The sequence below is a fragment of the Grimontia sp. NTOU-MAR1 genome, from assembly GCF_035758505.1.
In the GTDB taxonomy this organism is placed as follows: domain Bacteria; phylum Pseudomonadota; class Gammaproteobacteria; order Enterobacterales; family Vibrionaceae; genus Enterovibrio; species Enterovibrio marinus.
In genome coordinates this window covers 629,267-644,365 of sequence record NZ_CP142109.1, presented here as the reverse complement: position 1 = coordinate 644,365, position 15,099 = coordinate 629,267, and the positions used below count along the sequence as shown (strand labels likewise).

The window sequence follows — 15,099 nt, the reverse complement described above, 5'->3', positions numbered from 1 at the left end:
AACTCTCCTTAGTTGATGCTTCTTGTCATCCGGTGCGTTGACCGGAAAACAGTGCGGCGCAGCCTGCCACCGATAAGGTTCAAGAGCTGCACGTTGAAGAAATACAGGGCAGAGCAAATAGCAAAGATGGTCAGCCAATCGGAAAGGCGGTAAGCCCGGCTAGCAAGCAAGTTGGTTAGTGCACTCAGTTCAAGCAGCCCGATCAGGATGACGATACTGGTGTCCTTAAACAGTGAAACGAAGTGGGTGTGCATGGCAGGAAAGCTCTTTTTGAACACCCAATGCGCCCGAAGTCGGGCATAACGTGCCAAAAGCCCTAACTTCAGCACGCTTTCCACCCGATCCAGATTTTCCGGGTACAGGTGGATGTATTTGGCAAAGATGGGAACCAGATGAGACATGGAGTACACCGTCAATGCCAGAATGCCTTTGGTAAAGGTTTCAAGTGGAAGAAAAAAGTCGATCGTAAAAATGATCACCAGCGGTGGAATCGCCCTCAACAGCGCAAAACTGGCGCCAGATGCCACCTGAAACCAATGGCTTTTGCTGCATAGGCAGACCAAGAGATAAGAAAGGGGAACAGAAAGGGCGATAGTGGTGACAAACAGGCACCAAGTCAGTACCAATCCACCCGGTTGCGCATGGGGCAAGCCAAATAACATCTTTTGCGCTAATGCTAAGCTGCCTTCCATCCACCGAAGCCTCCTGCCCCTGACCCAAATTCCACGATGTGATTCATCATGTTAAGAATTCCATATATTCAGTATATCTAGATATACTGATATATTGATATCAAATATGAGAAAAGTGATAATGGCGCTTAACATCAATGGGTTATAGAACTATGTGATTTCTGTGGCAGCATGTTAGTATTCACTTAGCCACACGTCCGATGTGTTGATAAAATTGAAAGTAACACTGCACATCGAACGTATGTAACTTATGGGGCCTGGATAGGGTCTGATTATTTTAAAAAACAAAACCCTATAACTATGAATTCTGAAGAATCCGCAAAGATATTTTCCGCACTGGCGCAGGAAACAAGATTGGACGTGTTTCGTCTCCTCATTAAGGCAGGAGATAAGGGGCTCTCTTCAGGAGAAGTCGCTGAAAGACTGAATATCCGACAAAACACCATGTCTACCAATCTCTCCATTTTGCACAATGCAAAACTGGTTCGCCGAAAGCGCGAAGGCAGAATGATCCATTACTCGGTCAATATGGAAACCATCGGACACCTTCTCACTTTCTTACTTGAGCATTGCTGCGGTGGCGAGAGTGATATGGTCAGTGAGTTGGTCAGTAACCTGCAGTCAGGCTTTAACCAGTCAAAGTAGCCGTTTCACCAAAATCGGTAGGTCTGCGCTGTAATCGCTTCACCAAGCCATTCCCCATCATGTGAATGCAGGACCCCAGGATCACAAACAACAAGGTGGCAACCACCAGATAAGGGATCACCAACGCCGTTTCGATTACTCCTGTCCGCATGGCAGCAAAAATGCCAGTAATGGGGAACATGGAGATAAAAGCTGTGTTGTGAAGGTGATGGACCAAGCGCGCTGACACAGTAGGGATCAGCGCAGGCGCGCATTCTAAAAAGGTCAGCTTGATTTTGAGCCATACACCGGGGTGTAAGGTTGACATGTAGTCCAGCGTGTCGAATTTGATCGTCGAGATTGCTGCTTCTATGATTTTCGCCAGATGCCCTGAACTGGAAAATGCTAGGCCAACAATAATAAACGTTGCCGCGACACTGAAACCCCACGACACACCGGGAATCACCCCTTCCAAATCCAAGCCGGAAAAATAGGGAACCAAGCCAAGATTCCCCATTAAAAGCACAAATACCACCGTAGGAACACCGCGGGAAATCTCTATCAGCAACCCTGCGAGACCACGAATCAACATGTGCCGACTCCTTGTGCACAGCACGTAAATCACTGCCATGACGAGACTCAGCGAGGCTGAAGATAAGAAAAAAATCACAGTAGTGAGGGTCGGCTGCAGAAAAGACACCAACAACTCGCTCAGATCACTTCCCACCAACGTCTCCTTGCTCTAAGCCCAAAGTTGGTAGAGCAGTCCCCAAGCGAATGACCCTATCAGCGCAAAGCCGACGTAAAACATCACCACCTGAATACGGGCGACCGCCACGACGGCAATCATGGCGGGGATAGAGGTAATCCCCCCCGCGATGAGAAACGCCATACCCGCGCCTGGTTGCATGCCTTTATTGATCAACTCAGCGATTAAAGGCACAGCCACATAGCCATTGATATAGGCAGGCACACCGATGATCGTCGCCCATAGGATAGGTGATTGAGTTTCACCGCCAAACGAGGACGCCACCCACTCAGTCGGCACATAAGCCACCAGTAGGCTTTCCAGCAGGAAAGCAAGCGCTAACCACTTCAGCAATAACAGCATAATGTTGGTGGTTTTTTCCATGAAAACGGCTTTACGCGGTGCTTCTTCCCAAAAACGCCAGACTGGCTTATCCACCTGACTCAGTGTTGTGGCATCTCCGGTGACAGAAGGTTTCAACGGCTCTATCAAGTAACCAGCCTGCTGCGCAAGATACACTGCCCACCCCGCGGTTAACCCGAGCACAATGGCCCCAAGCGCTTTGGCCGTAGCAAACTCCCAGCTGACGATACCGGCCGTTAACAGGTACATGACGGGGTCGATGATTGGGCTGGCAATCCAAAAAGCCATCACAGGAGCCAGCGGCACACCCATGGCTAGCATGGCCGCGATCAGTGGGATTACGCCACAAGAACAGAAAGGCGACAGCGCACCGAACATCGCCGCAGTGAGAATCACCACACCTTGTCGGCCCTGCAACGCACTGGCAATCAGGCTGTCTGCCTGCGTGGCGGAGACATAAGCATAGATCAGCGACGAAGCCAGAATGAAGGGGATGATCAGGACAAAGGTGTCACCCATGAACCGAAGTGAGACCGATAACTGCTGAGGATCGAACACTGCGATAGATAGCAGCGCCAGCAAAAATACCGTCCAAACGGGCTCAAGGAAGGTTCGGTTGTAGCCAAAGTTAATCAGCCCAGAAACGATACTGGTCATGGATTCCCTCTCCTGTGGGTTCACTTTTCATTTCCCAATGCCTATCATTCAATATATCAGGAATTCTCGATATGTTATGGATGGCGACATGTTTTTAATGAAGGCGCTCAGTTTTGAGATGATTCGGCGGCAGGCTTTCGTTACTTGGTTATCGGCTGGCTGTTTGACGGTTTCATCGCTTTGCGTCCCTTTCACTTTCGCCGCTGCTCCGACTGGAGAGATCTCGCTGGGCTACACACACTTTTGGGAACACCCCGAAGATGTCGCGTTCTACCAGACCAACATGGCCGTTATCCCCCGCTTCTCGTCTGATATTGCCGATTTCTCCACCCTCATCATCGAGCCAGCCTTACGGGCGAGAAGCGATACCGATGACTCTCCTTTTCTCGACCCTTACAAGAGCCGATGGCTGAGTGACTTCAATGATTGGGAGCTGGTAGCGGGCTATGACATTGTGTTCTTCGGCGCGACGGAAGGCGCCCAAATCTTGGATGTGTTGAATCAAAAAGATTTGGGAACAGCATTCAACGGTGACATCAAACTCGGCCAGCCTATGCTCAATCTTTCTGGGTATGTCGGAGAAGGGCTCGCAACCTTTTATTACCTTCCTTACACCCCTAAACGCCGATTCCGTGAATACGCAGAACGATTGTCAGCCGGCTTTGTTATTGATGGCGACAGCGAACGCTGGAAAAACAGCCATCAGGCCTACTATCCTGGCTTTGCCGCACGATACATCTATTCATTCGACAGCATTGATGTCGCGCTGCTTGGCTTTCATGGCATTAACCGCGAACCGGCATTTTTGTTTGAAGCCGATCGATTGATACCAGAATATGCGGCGGCAACCCAAGTTGGCGTCGACATTCAATGGGTGATGGGGAATATGCTCACTAAACTGGAAGCGCTGAATGTATCGAGCGCGCCGACTCTCAACGGCGATTTCAAAGAGACCACACAATATGTGATCGCTGGTGAATACAGTATGTTTGATCTGTTTAGCGGTGGTATCGATTTACGATGGGTTGGAGAGTATAGCGACAATTCAATGGGAGACATGCTGCTCTCGCTGCACCAGCACGATGTCTTGCTCGCGCTGCATACGGCATTTAACGACGTGGATGACACCCAGCTGAGCATTTCTTTGCTTCATGATCTGGATTATCACAGCAACATTCTGGAAGTCACTCTGACCCGACGTTTTAACCAGAACATTGAGCTGGCATTGTCGCTGTTCGACTTTTCAGCCTTGTCTCCCAGCGACTTTTTCTATGGATTGGAACCAGACAGTTACGGCGAAATCATGATGACGTATTACTTTTAGGGGCTGTTGACCTTTGGTGGTTAAATTTTGTTCTCGCTATAAGCGTTTTAGGCGCGGCGAGGTGTGTGCCGCCTAGTCATTCTAAGCAAATACACCTCAACAAAGCATAAAACGCTTAGAGTACGGGACGCGCAGTCGAGCCCTTCGGGCAGCGTTTGTGGGGAATTTCTGCTGCGTTATCGGCTTCTTATGTAGGCTAGCGACACATCGAAGCCTCTGCCTTGCACAAAATCCCCACAAACTGCTGCAAAAATCATCACCAAAGGTGAACAGCCCCTAGCTTATTCGACCGCTTCAAGTCCCCAAGGAATATTCGAGACCACACGGTTAACCTGCCCGGCCATTGGCACCGCGTTCGCTCCTTGCCAATCCAGTAACATGATAGCGAGAACATTGCGGTGTTCTCCCTTCACCAAATCCGTACTGCCAGAAACCGACGGCACCATGCCCTTATCGCGGTTAATCGCTTCCTGGATGATGTCCTGACTACGGGTGACGATCGGGTCGTTGTCGAGCCCTGCCAGCAGGAAAGTAATGCCGATCTCTGCAATCACGTCCTCTTTTGAACGCGCTGCAATTTCATCGAAATTGTCTCGGAAGTAGTCATAAATCCACTGGAAGTCCGCTTCATTCACAGGCTTTCTGTAGTACTCGGAAGCCGCCAGAATGATGTGAGTCATTCCATACAGCTTGTTGTTGTATTGCTGGGTAGAAAGGTTTGCGTCTTCACTGTCCGGATACGTGTCGCGGAAGGCTTTGTCGAAGGCAGCGGTATGATCTGTCTCACCCAGCTGTTTCAGCCAGTAAACCTGATTGGCGAGTTGCGCAGCCCAAGCACGGATCATTTGTGGGTCCGTGGCATACTCGCTGAAATCATACCAACTGAGGATCTCATGCAGCTTTTCATCTTCGATATGCTCCAAACCATACTCGTTCGCACGCGCCATGCTACTGATAAGCCCTGCACCTAAAACAAGATATTCTTCGCGCCCCTGCGCTGCAGCATGGCGAATTTCATCGCGCTCCGAGTCGCCAGAATCGTAGGCTTTCAGTCTTTTCTGACCCAGGGCTAACACATCATCTTTATTGTTAATCGTGGCCGCGTACTCATTCAGCTTATCCGCCACGCGCGCCATATCAGCCCATACTGCCGCCTGATATTTATCATCTTGGGTCTGACGATACATACGAAGGCCATAATGGCCCAATTGATAGGCAGACAACACAGCCAGATTACTGTCATAAGTCTGTTTGATGACTTCAGCATCCTGTTTTTCCGTTGTCGGCTGCGCACATCCACTCAATAGCAATGCCACGGTCAATAAACCGCTAGCCACTCTTATCATTCGTTTTTTCAATTCAGTATTCTCGATTCGCGTCACACGACCGCTTTTTCACGCACAAGCTATCGCGACCTTGTCAGTAAACCAACAAGCCTATGCAAAGTTTTCTGACAAGGCATTGTCACGCTGTTTTTCCGATAGCGAAGATATTGATGTGACCAATACAACAAAACACAGCGCGCTTTTTTATATCGCAACAAGTCGTTGATCTAAATCAATTTTGTCGTCAGTGGTTTCTCAGGCAGATTCTATACTGGTTGCATATCAGCGCATTGGAGAAAATCACCATGACAACAAAAAAGAAGGAAGAAGGTTTATTCGCAAAGTTCCATTCAGTCACCTACCAGCTTAAAGGCATTGTTGCACTGGTCGTACTCGCACTCTGTTTTATTGGATATAAAGGCATTTCAGGTATGAATAGTGCAGCGGAATCGCTGGATGAACTCTACTCGCAGGGCATGCAGCATGCCATTCGAGCAGGTAACATCCTTCGTGAGTTAGGGGATGCGCGCAGTCACTTGCTACTTGCCATGCAGCATGATCCAGCGACGAAGTTTGCGAACCTACATGATCACCCCATTGATCTGCATTATTCACAAATCAACGAAGCGCTGGATACCCTCCATCAAATTGTTGACAACGAAATTGTTCCTTCGAAGCTCAATAGCGAAGAGCGCCGTGAACTAAATCGAATGGTCGATATTCTCGACCGCATTACAGACCAAGGTTTTGTGCCCGCAGTGACTGCGCTGAAAACCGGCCAGTTTGAAACCGCCAATCTGGTACTGCTCAATACCATCAATCCGCTGTTTGACGATATTTCTGCCATAGCCAAAGCTTTCCTGAACCTACAAAATCAGGAAGGACGTACCAACTATCAGTCAGCACTTAAAAATGTCAGCCATTTCCTTTGGATAGTAGGCTGCACGATTGTGTTTTCGCTGATTGTTTTGAGTATCCTTTTTACCAAAATCATTTCTCGAGTGAAAGAAGCGATCTCTGAGCTGGAATCTACTTCTAAGGCCATTACCAATGGCGATCTCACCCGTCGTGTCGACATTAACGGGCGTGATGAGTTTGCCCGAATCGGCGAATACGTGAATGTATTGGTTGGCAGTTTTCAGGGTGTAGTTAAATCGACATTGGACTCGACAGGATTGATTGCGACGTCGGCATCAGAAAGTGCATTGGTTACAAATCAAACGCAGAAAAACGTACTGGATCAGCAAGCACAGACCCAGATGATAGCAACCGCCATCCACGAATTTACCGCGACCGTTCATGAAGTCGCCAACAACACTGCCTATGCCGCTACCGCTTCTCAACAAGCAGACACTGCCGCCGCAGATGGCCAGAAAGTGGTACTCAAAAGTATCGCGATGATTGAGCACCTCTCTCAGGATCTCGAAGCCACTGTCAACTCGATGCTGTCTCTGAAAAAGCACACCGAGGCAATTGGCAGTGTCGTTGACACCATTCAGGAAGTCTCTGAACAAACGAACCTGTTGGCACTGAATGCCGCCATTGAGGCTGCCCGAGCAGGCGAACAAGGACGCGGCTTTGCCGTGGTGGCTGATGAGGTTCGTTCTCTGGCCCAGCGAACGCAGACTTCCACAATAGAAATCCAGCGTACTATTCAGCAACTACAAGATGGTAGCCGAGATGCGATGACTCGCATGCAAAAAGGCAACGAGCAGGCACTGGAAACGGTCAGAATGGCACAGAAAGCTGGCGAAGCCCTCTCCCGTATTCTTCAGAGCGTAGATGAGATCAACGCGATGAATACACAAATCGCCACTGCTGCAGAGCAGCAAAGCTCCGTGACAGAGGAGATAAACAAAAATATCACGGTCATTAGTAGCATCTCAGACCAAACCGCTACTGGTGCAGAGGAAAGTCGCATTGCTGCAAGCTCGCTGCAAGAACTGTCAAATGGGATGAAATCAAAGATTCAGAAATACATTGTTTGATGTATTGAACGAAACAAAGAAGAAACCACCCACCTGAACCTATTTTCGTAGGGAGAAATGTTCAGGTGGGTGTTCGCCAAGTCTTGACGAAACCTCTCCTGTTCACCAAAAGACAACAACTGGTGGCAAGAGAGTCATCAGCAAACAAAAGGCAGTGGATAGCTGATAGTTAAAAAGTACCCCAATGCTTATTGCTATTGAGATGGACATCATTTATGACACAAATTAAGTTACTTTGGTGAATGAGACAGACTTAGTGCGGCACATATCTACGTTGAGGCTGTTTTCACGCATTCATATGAGACATCTTTCACACATTCCTTTTTAGATTATTATTTAATAATAATTCTCATTACCATATTATATTCTGAATATTCTTTTTCTCTCATCGAAACACCGGACAAAAAGTTATTTTTTCCAATTAAACCCTTTCAAAGAAAAAATATTTATTTCTATACACTAATAGAAAACGGGGAATTTAATCAATTTAGATATGAAAGAAATAATTCATCTCTGATAAATTTCTAAAAATAGGAATAAAAATTATCCAGCTAAAATCTACTAATATGAATTAAAAATATAATTTAAATTTCAAAAATATTTAATATTTATTTCTATATTGGTCAAAATAAATACAATCAATGTGATTAACAAAATGCTTACATGTAATATCTTGTAACAAAATAAATTGTAAATGTGATGTATGTCGCATAAGTAAAAACTGAAATCAATGTGCTTGAAAGCCTTATATGTATGTTTTTAAAGATTTTATTTGTAAATTTTAGTAAACTGACTGTGGGGATTTTCAAAAATGTGATGTTGATTAAAAAAACACAACTCTTATCATCTCTTCCGTTGGTTAGAAAAAATTGAGAAGTAGAAATGATCGAATTAAGTGTTGTTATTCCCACATATAATAGAAGAGATCTTCTTTCACATACTTTAACGGCTTTATCAGAGCAAACTCTCCCAAAGGAAACTTTCGAAGTTATTGTAGTTGATGATGGTGGAATGGATGATTCCGAATATATTGCTCTGTCTTTTTCAGACCGATTAAATATCAAATACTTTTGGCAAGATGACAAAGGCTTCAGGGCCGGAAAAGCCAGAAATGTAGGCACCGCTATTGCCGAAGGAAAATACATCGTTTATCTCGACACAGGTGTGCTTCCTGGAACAGGCACCCTGGAAGAGCATCTCTTCCGACACAAGGTTTCAACGCACCCAATCGCAATCGTCGGTTACGTTTACGGTTTTGATCTTGATGAGGAGGGCGTTAAGAAAATGGAAGCTGTCATCACGCCTACGAACGTTGATCAAATTCTGGCAGAGCTCGATTCACAGGGCGCTTACGATATCCGTCAATCTCAATACGACGATCTTGGGCACAACATCTGCGATTGGCCAGCCCCATTTGACCTCTTCTGGACTTGCCATGTTTCGGCAGAACGAGAGCAACTGATCAAAGCAGGTTTGTTCGATGAAGGGTTTAACAGCTGGGGCGGCGAGGATGTTGACTTGGGCGTCCGTCTTTTTATCAACAACAACATGTTTATCGTTGATAAATCCATGTCTTCTTTCCATTGGCCACATCCAAAAGAGGTGAAAGATACCAGTGAAAGTTCGCGCAGTGCTGCAGAACGTATTCACAGCAAATACAACATTTGGCAGACCAGCTACTACGGATTGGATCATGAGATCAACGATTTGCCTCTAAACAAACTGATCAAGGTGCTCAAGAGCAGTCCTAATCATCCAATGGCTGATCCCTCTCTATACAAACCACAACCTAAAACCCAGCCAATCGTCGTACAGGAATAAGATCAGGTTTATGCCGTGTGTTTATGAAAATATCTTCCCTGTGTCCGAGGGAAGAACTTCAGACGATGTCCGGGCACTGTTTCGCGAACAGATTTTGCTGGATGAAGATGCCTCTTTCGTCGGTGAGCCCCATATCGCGTTCACACTTGCGCGAGACTCTGATGACTACAATAGGGACGTTCAATACTCGCTTATCAAACAGCAGGATTTCACTCAAAGCATTTCCATTGGCAAAGGAACGGTTCTTTACTCTGAAGACAATCTTGCTTTCGAAAATCGTCCGGTGCGCCTCACTGTTGTAAAAGTAAACGGCGGTCAATCCGGCAAGATCTCTATTGGCGAAGGTTGTGTCATGCAAGGTACTGCGATCGTCTCTTACAGTGAGGTAGAGATCGGCAACAAAGTATTGTTTGGCCCAAAAGTCACCATCATGGATAGCAGTGGTCACCCGGTAACAGGGCGATGGACGGATGATGAAGCAGCCCGTACTCGCGTTGCCAAAGTCACGATTAAAGACAATGCCTGGATTGGAATGGGTGCCACGATTCTAAAAGGCGTCACCATCGGTGAAAATGCTGTAGTAGGCGCCAACAGTGTGGTTTACCAAGATGTACCTGACAACTGTATAGCAATGGGAAATCCCGCAACCATCGTTAAACAACTGGACGCTGTTTCCTAACCCTTTTGCAGATCCTTCATTCTTCAAACTGAAGTCATTTAGCCCTCGAAAAGCTCGAAGGATCTGCTTTTTCCGGATATCCCCTATGTCAAAATTTCACGCCATGCGATCAAGACTTTTGGCGAATGGCCCTTTATTCGCTCTCGCACTGCCCGTTGCACTTCAAACTGCCGTATTTTCCAGCAAAAGTGTTGTAGACACAGTCATGCTCGGAGGAGTTGGAGAGCTCGAAATAGCTGCCGTTGGCCTTGCTGCGAAAGCCCAAATGATCATCAGTTTTTTCATTATTGGTCTGAGTATTGGTGGTGGGCAAATAGCCGCTCAATGCTTTGGGGAAAAGGGAACAGCAGGGAAGAAGAAGCTGCATAACACCGTGCTGATCACTCTGTTTTTAAGTTTGGTCACAGCGGCATGCTTTTTTATCTTGCTGTTTATTTTTCCCGAAGCCCTCATGGCGGTAGGCACGCAGTCTTCTGATGTTATCGTCAAAGGTGCAGATTACCTTAGACCCATCGCGTTTACGCTTTTCTGTTTTGCAGTGACATCGTCACTGGCTTGTGGCCTGCGCGCCATGCACCAACCCGGTATCGCTACTAAAGTGAGCCTCATTGGCGTTGTCCTTAATCTGTTTCTGAACTGGCTTCTGATCTTTGGTCACTGGGGAATGCCCGCAATGGGGATTATTGGCGCAGCGATTGGGACGCTGATAAGCGCGGTTGTTGAGTGCCTGCTGTTGATTAGCTACCTAGCACTGACAAAACATCCTCTGGCCAGTATTCACCCTGCACAGCTCGTCACATTAAAAGTTCGGGATATTCAGATCGTAGGGAAGCTTTCAATGACAGCCGCGATTAACAGCGTTGTTTGGGCTGGCGGCCTTTTTGCCTTTCATGCCATTCTTGGGTATCGGGATGCAGATCTGCTTGTCGCGCTTTCGGTGCTGGCCCCCTTGGAAGCGTTAGCCATGTCCCTGCTGATTGGCTTAGCAACCGCAGGTTCAATACTTGTAGGCAATAAAGTGGGCGCAAATCAGTGGGGAGAGCTTGCCAAGACCGTGCGTTCAAACCTCTTGGTCAGCTTCGCTGTTGGCGTGTGTTCGGCCATGGTTTTGATGACTCTAAAAGCACCGTTAATCTCCCTATTCTTTCATAGCGAGACCCCTTCGGATGCTCAAACACTAGCGCTCTCTTTATACGACATTATGGCTTTTTCGCTGGTTATTAAGAGCGTATCTATGATGCTTATTGTCGGTGTACTCAGGGCGGGTGGAGATGCCTCGTTTTGCCTGTTTACCGACATTTTCGCACAATGGATTGTGCTGCTCCCTTGCGCCTTTATGTTGACGTACTGGCTTCAATGGCCAGCAGTTTATCTGTTTGGGTTAGTGCTTGTTGAAGAGAGCTTAAAGATGATTGTTTGTCTTTGGCGACTCAAGTCAGGCCGATGGATTCGTAACCTTGCAGCAGCGATGAGTTGATGACAAAAAAGGAACCTGATAATACCCGTACAACCTGAAGATGCTCGATCCAGGTTGTTTGGGTATATACCTTTTTCAATGCGGATTACTTGGTCCTTTTCGGACTCAGCGTTGACCAAGGATTGGCGCGATCTTCACCTGACTCATTGCGCTCGATACGTTTGGTGGATTGCGGCTGTCTTGATGGTTTCGAAGCCTTTTTTGGCTTGCGGCTTTTGGCTAATTTTTCACCGCTGGCTTTTGGCTCTCGCTTATTCTTCGGCACGTAATTCAGGATTGAAACAGGAACCGGTTTTCTTGGCGCAAAGCCTTCGATTTCACGACGCTCAATGAGATGCCCCAGACGGGTTTCGATCATGCAAAGGTTTTTGAAATCATCTTTTGACAAGAAAGAAATCGCTTCACCTTTTGCACCTGCGCGACCAGTACGGCCAATCCGATGAATGTATTCATCAGCAGGAAATGGCAGATCGTAATTGATGACGCGCTTGAGTTCTTCAATGTCAATGCCGCGTGCTGCCACGCCAGTTGCCACCAGGAATTTCAGTTTGCCAATTTTGAAGTCATCAAGCAGTTGCTCGCGCATTGCCTGACTGCGACCACTGTGGAAAGACTCTGCCTCAATACCACGCTTACCCAACTGCTCCACCAGCTTGGCAGCGCCATGTTTGGTTTCTATAAAGATCAGCGCCTGATCCCAACCATTGTCCGTGATGAGGTGTGCCAGCAGAGTCGACTTCTTGTCTTTGTCGACTGCTGTCAACCATTGCTCAATTTCGGCTTTGCTGTTGCCTTCAGAGCTAATTTCCACTGGGTTTGGTACGGCGGTTTTAGCAAGAAAACGGACTTTGTCTGACAAGGTCGCCGAGAACAGCAAGTTTTGGCGTTGAGCCGGCAAACGTTCAATGATTTTGTTGATATCGTCAATAAAGCCCATGTCCAACATACGGTCAGCTTCATCAAGCACCAGACATTCCAACTCGTCGAAATGAACAGCGCGCTGGGACATCATGTCCAGTAAACGACCCGGTGTTGCCACCAGAATATCGACGCCAGCAATCAGACTTTGCTTTTGAGATGCCGAGTTCGTACCACCGTACATTGACAGTGTTGTCAGAGACAGGTAGTTACCATATTCATTGGCATTCTTTTCTACTTGAGCGGCCAGCTCCCTCGTTGGTGCCAGTACCAGCGCTCGTACACGCTTTTTTCGGCGTGTTTCACCCTGGCTCAACATCTCCATCAGTGGCAACAGAAAGCTTGCCGTTTTACCGGTACCTGTCTGCGCCGTTGCTAACAGGTTCTCACCACGCAGAATGGCGGGAATAGCTTTTTCCTGAATGGCAGTTGGATGTTGATAACCCAATTCCGTCACAGCGGAAACGATCGGTTGGCTCAAGCCCAGTTTGGAGAATGACATGAGAAATCTCGGCATCTAAGGGAAGACAAAGAATGGCAGAACGGCAAAATGCACACCTGACCAAAGGGCGCGCATTTTAGCATGAGCAATAATAAAAGACAGTGCTCTAGGGGCTGTTGACCTTTGGTGGTTAAATTTTGTTCTCGCTATAAGCGTTTTAGGCGCGGCGTGTGCCGCCTAGTCACTCTAAACAAACACACCTCAACAAAGCATAAAACGCTTAGAGTACGGGACGCGCAGTCGAACCCTCTGGGCAGCGTTTGTGGGGGATTTCTGCTGCGTTATCAGCTTCTCATGTAGGCTAGCTACACATCGAAGCCTCTGCCCTGCATATAACCCCCACAAACTGCTGCAAAAATCACCACCAAAGGTCAACAGCCCCTATGCTAAGCCTTAATCTTGGCGATAAGTTTTTCGCACTCACCCTGTGTCAGATAGTGAGGTACCGGATAATTCCAGTTAGCCTCATGAATAGCGTTTTTTGCTATCTGGGGAATGTCTTCCGGTTTGATGTCTGGCAAAGTGCGCGGCATGTTCATCGCTTCTTGCAACGACACCACATAATTAACAAATGCGCTAGCATTGGCTTGGTCATCCAAGTTTTCATCCCCGACACCCACCATCTTTGCCAACTCCCCAATACGTATTTTGGCTGACGGAATCGACACTTCCAGCACATGGGGTAATGCCAATGCATTGGCTGCACCATGGGGTGTGCCGTATTTTGCACCAAGATTATGGGCAATAGCATGTGCATAGCCCAAGCTCGCTTTGGTAAACGCGAGCCCTGCATAGTAGGACGCCATTGCCATATTCAGCCTGACTTTTAGCGCTTGACCATCCTTGTATGCCGTAACCAGATTGGCATGGATTAACTTCAGCGCTGCCGTCGCATAGGCATCGGTTTCCGTGGTGGCATTTAGCGAGATATAAGCCTCGACAGCATGGGTCAGAGCGTCCATTCCAGTCGCTGCGGTAATATTTGGCGGTAATCCTGTCATCAATTGAGGATCAAGCGCAGCCATCAGAGGGACAAGCTTGGGATCCATCAACGGAGTTTTCTGGTGATTGCCAGGGTCCGAGATGACCGCTGCAACCGTCACTTCAGAACCGGTTCCAGCAGTCGTTGGAATCACAAACAGCGGTGCTGGCGCGCGCCAGACTTTCAGCAGCCCTGCCAGCTTTTTGATGGCTTTGTTATTGGTTACTCTCGCGGCAATCACTTTGGCACAGTCAATCGGGGAACCGCCGCCAACCGCGAGAATACCTTTGCAATTTTCCTGCTTGTAAACCACCAAACCTTCTTCTGCCTGCGGGTAGGTTGGATCAGGTGTCACTCGATCAAACGTGACAAACTCAATACCGTGTCGACGCAAATGGCGTTCAACCTGAGCAACAACTCCCGCTTCGACCAAAGCTTTGTCAGTCACTACCAACAACTTTCCGAGGCTCATCAAGCTAATGGCTTCGCAAAGCTGCTCCGCACTTTCCGCACCGGTAAATAGCGTCGGACGGGGAATAGGAATCACCCGCGCGGCAATCTTCAGGGCTTTCATATAGCCTTTGTGGGTTGCTTTCACCAACATGAGTAGAACCTCCGTTTTCTGTCAATTCAGACTAGGTAAGCATTGCTACGAACACTAGGGGCTGTTGATCTTTGGTGGTTAAATTTTGTTCTCGCTATAAGCGTTTTAGGCGTGGCGAGGTGTGTGCCGCCTAGTCATTCTAAGCAAATACACCTCAACAAAGCATAAAACGCTTAGAGTACGGGACGCGCAGTCGAACCCTTCGGGCAGCGTTTGTGGGGAATTTCTGCTGCGTTATCGGCTTCTCATGTAGGCTAGCTACACATCGAAGCCTCTGCCTTGCATAAAATCCCCACAAACTGCTGCAAAAATCATCACCAAAGGTCAACAGACCCTAGAAACTTTCTTGGAAAAACAGCGAATCATCACGTATAACTCACTATTTCTCAATAAGA

12 protein-coding genes are annotated in these 15,099 nt (G+C 47.6%); 6 read left to right on the top strand and 6 right to left on the bottom strand.

Going from position 1 to position 15,099, the window contains the following annotated elements; translation table 11 throughout:
- Window positions 1-8: 8 nt before the first annotated feature.
- Entirely contained in the window at window positions 9-692 is a 684-nt protein-coding gene (locus VP504_RS20820; RefSeq protein ID WP_325895266.1) for a hypothetical protein, read from the bottom strand.
- Between the two features lie 300 nt (window positions 693-992).
- On the opposite strand from VP504_RS20820, the gene VP504_RS20815 reads away from it, so the two are divergent.
- A complete protein-coding gene (locus VP504_RS20815; protein ID WP_046308477.1) occupies window positions 993-1,337 on the top strand; it encodes an ArsR/SmtB family transcription factor in 345 nt (114 codons plus the stop codon).
- Here VP504_RS20815 and VP504_RS20810 read toward each other — a convergent pair.
- Window positions 1,321-1,908 (bottom strand): hypothetical protein, encoded by a 588-nt coding sequence (locus VP504_RS20810; RefSeq protein WP_325895265.1) that lies wholly within the window; start codon window positions 1,906-1,908, stop codon window positions 1,321-1,323. The genes VP504_RS20815 and VP504_RS20810 overlap by 17 nt on opposite strands.
- Window positions 1,909-2,058: 150 nt before the next feature.
- Window positions 2,059-3,084 carry a permease gene (locus VP504_RS20805; RefSeq protein WP_325895264.1) on the bottom strand — a complete coding sequence of 342 codons (1,026 nt, stop codon included), beginning with the start codon at window positions 3,082-3,084 and terminating at the stop codon, window positions 2,059-2,061.
- A gap of 88 nt (window positions 3,085-3,172) precedes the next feature.
- On the opposite strand from VP504_RS20805, the gene VP504_RS20800 reads away from it, so the two are divergent.
- Window positions 3,173-4,408 carry a hypothetical protein gene (locus VP504_RS20800; RefSeq protein ID WP_325895263.1) on the top strand — a complete coding sequence of 412 codons (1,236 nt, stop codon included), beginning with the start codon at window positions 3,173-3,175 and terminating at the stop codon, window positions 4,406-4,408.
- A 281-nt stretch (window positions 4,409-4,689) separates the two neighbouring features.
- Here VP504_RS20800 and VP504_RS20795 read toward each other — a convergent pair whose 3' ends face one another.
- Window positions 4,690-5,754: a DUF3541 domain-containing protein gene (locus VP504_RS20795; protein WP_325895262.1), complete on the bottom strand. Its 1,065-nt coding sequence runs from the start codon at window positions 5,752-5,754 to the stop codon at window positions 4,690-4,692.
- A gap of 284 nt (window positions 5,755-6,038) precedes the next feature.
- Between VP504_RS20795 and VP504_RS20790 the strand changes: the two genes are divergently transcribed.
- The 4 genes from VP504_RS20790 to VP504_RS20775 all read left to right on the top strand — a co-directional run bounded on the left by VP504_RS20790 (window position 6,039) and on the right by VP504_RS20775 (window position 11,698).
- Window positions 6,039-7,721, top strand: a complete 1,683-nt coding sequence (locus VP504_RS20790; RefSeq protein ID WP_325895261.1) for a methyl-accepting chemotaxis protein — start codon at window positions 6,039-6,041, stop codon at window positions 7,719-7,721.
- 882 nt (window positions 7,722-8,603) lie between these two features.
- Entirely contained in the window at window positions 8,604-9,542 is a 939-nt protein-coding gene (locus VP504_RS20785) for a glycosyltransferase (protein ID WP_062714093.1), read from the top strand.
- 10 nt (window positions 9,543-9,552) lie between these two features.
- A complete protein-coding gene (locus VP504_RS20780) occupies window positions 9,553-10,221 on the top strand; it encodes an acyltransferase (RefSeq protein WP_325895260.1) in 669 nt (222 codons plus the stop codon).
- Window positions 10,222-10,306: 85 nt separating this feature from the next.
- The gene (locus VP504_RS20775; protein WP_325895259.1) at window positions 10,307-11,698 is read left to right on the top strand and encodes an MATE family efflux transporter; all 1,392 of its coding nucleotides are present in this window, start codon (window positions 10,307-10,309) and stop codon (window positions 11,696-11,698) included.
- An 85-nt stretch (window positions 11,699-11,783) separates the two neighbouring features.
- Here VP504_RS20775 and VP504_RS20770 read toward each other — a convergent pair whose 3' ends face one another.
- Entirely contained in the window at window positions 11,784-13,118 is a 1,335-nt protein-coding gene (locus tag VP504_RS20770; protein WP_325895258.1) for a DEAD/DEAH box helicase, read from the bottom strand.
- Window positions 13,119-13,504: 386 nt separating this feature from the next.
- On the bottom strand, window positions 13,505-14,704 hold the full coding sequence (locus tag VP504_RS20765) for an iron-containing alcohol dehydrogenase (RefSeq protein ID WP_325895257.1): 1,200 nt from the start codon (window positions 14,702-14,704) through the stop codon (window positions 13,505-13,507).
- Window positions 14,705-15,099: the final 395 nt, after the last annotated feature.

Coding starts and splice junctions, on each gene's coding strand:
- VP504_RS20765 (WP_325895257.1), bottom strand. CDS start 14,704: ATGTTGGTGAAAGCAACCCACAAAGGCTATATGAAAGCCCTGAAGATT.
- VP504_RS20790 (WP_325895261.1), top strand. CDS start 6,039: ATGACAACAAAAAAGAAGGAAGAAGGTTTATTCGCAAAGTTCCATTCA.
- VP504_RS20780 (WP_325895260.1), top strand. CDS start 9,553: ATGCCGTGTGTTTATGAAAATATCTTCCCTGTGTCCGAGGGAAGAACT.
- VP504_RS20810 (WP_325895265.1), bottom strand. CDS start 1,908: ATGTTGATTCGTGGTCTCGCAGGGTTGCTGATAGAGATTTCCCGCGGT.
- VP504_RS20800 (WP_325895263.1), top strand. CDS start 3,173: ATGTTTTTAATGAAGGCGCTCAGTTTTGAGATGATTCGGCGGCAGGCT.
- VP504_RS20820 (WP_325895266.1), bottom strand. CDS start 692: ATGGAAGGCAGCTTAGCATTAGCGCAAAAGATGTTATTTGGCTTGCCC.
- VP504_RS20785 (WP_062714093.1), top strand. CDS start 8,604: ATGATCGAATTAAGTGTTGTTATTCCCACATATAATAGAAGAGATCTT.
- VP504_RS20775 (WP_325895259.1), top strand. CDS start 10,307: ATGTCAAAATTTCACGCCATGCGATCAAGACTTTTGGCGAATGGCCCT.
- VP504_RS20805 (WP_325895264.1), bottom strand. CDS start 3,084: ATGACCAGTATCGTTTCTGGGCTGATTAACTTTGGCTACAACCGAACC.
- VP504_RS20770 (WP_325895258.1), bottom strand. CDS start 13,118: ATGTCATTCTCCAAACTGGGCTTGAGCCAACCGATCGTTTCCGCTGTG.
- VP504_RS20815 (WP_046308477.1), top strand. CDS start 993: ATGAATTCTGAAGAATCCGCAAAGATATTTTCCGCACTGGCGCAGGAA.
- VP504_RS20795 (WP_325895262.1), bottom strand. CDS start 5,754: ATGATAAGAGTGGCTAGCGGTTTATTGACCGTGGCATTGCTATTGAGT.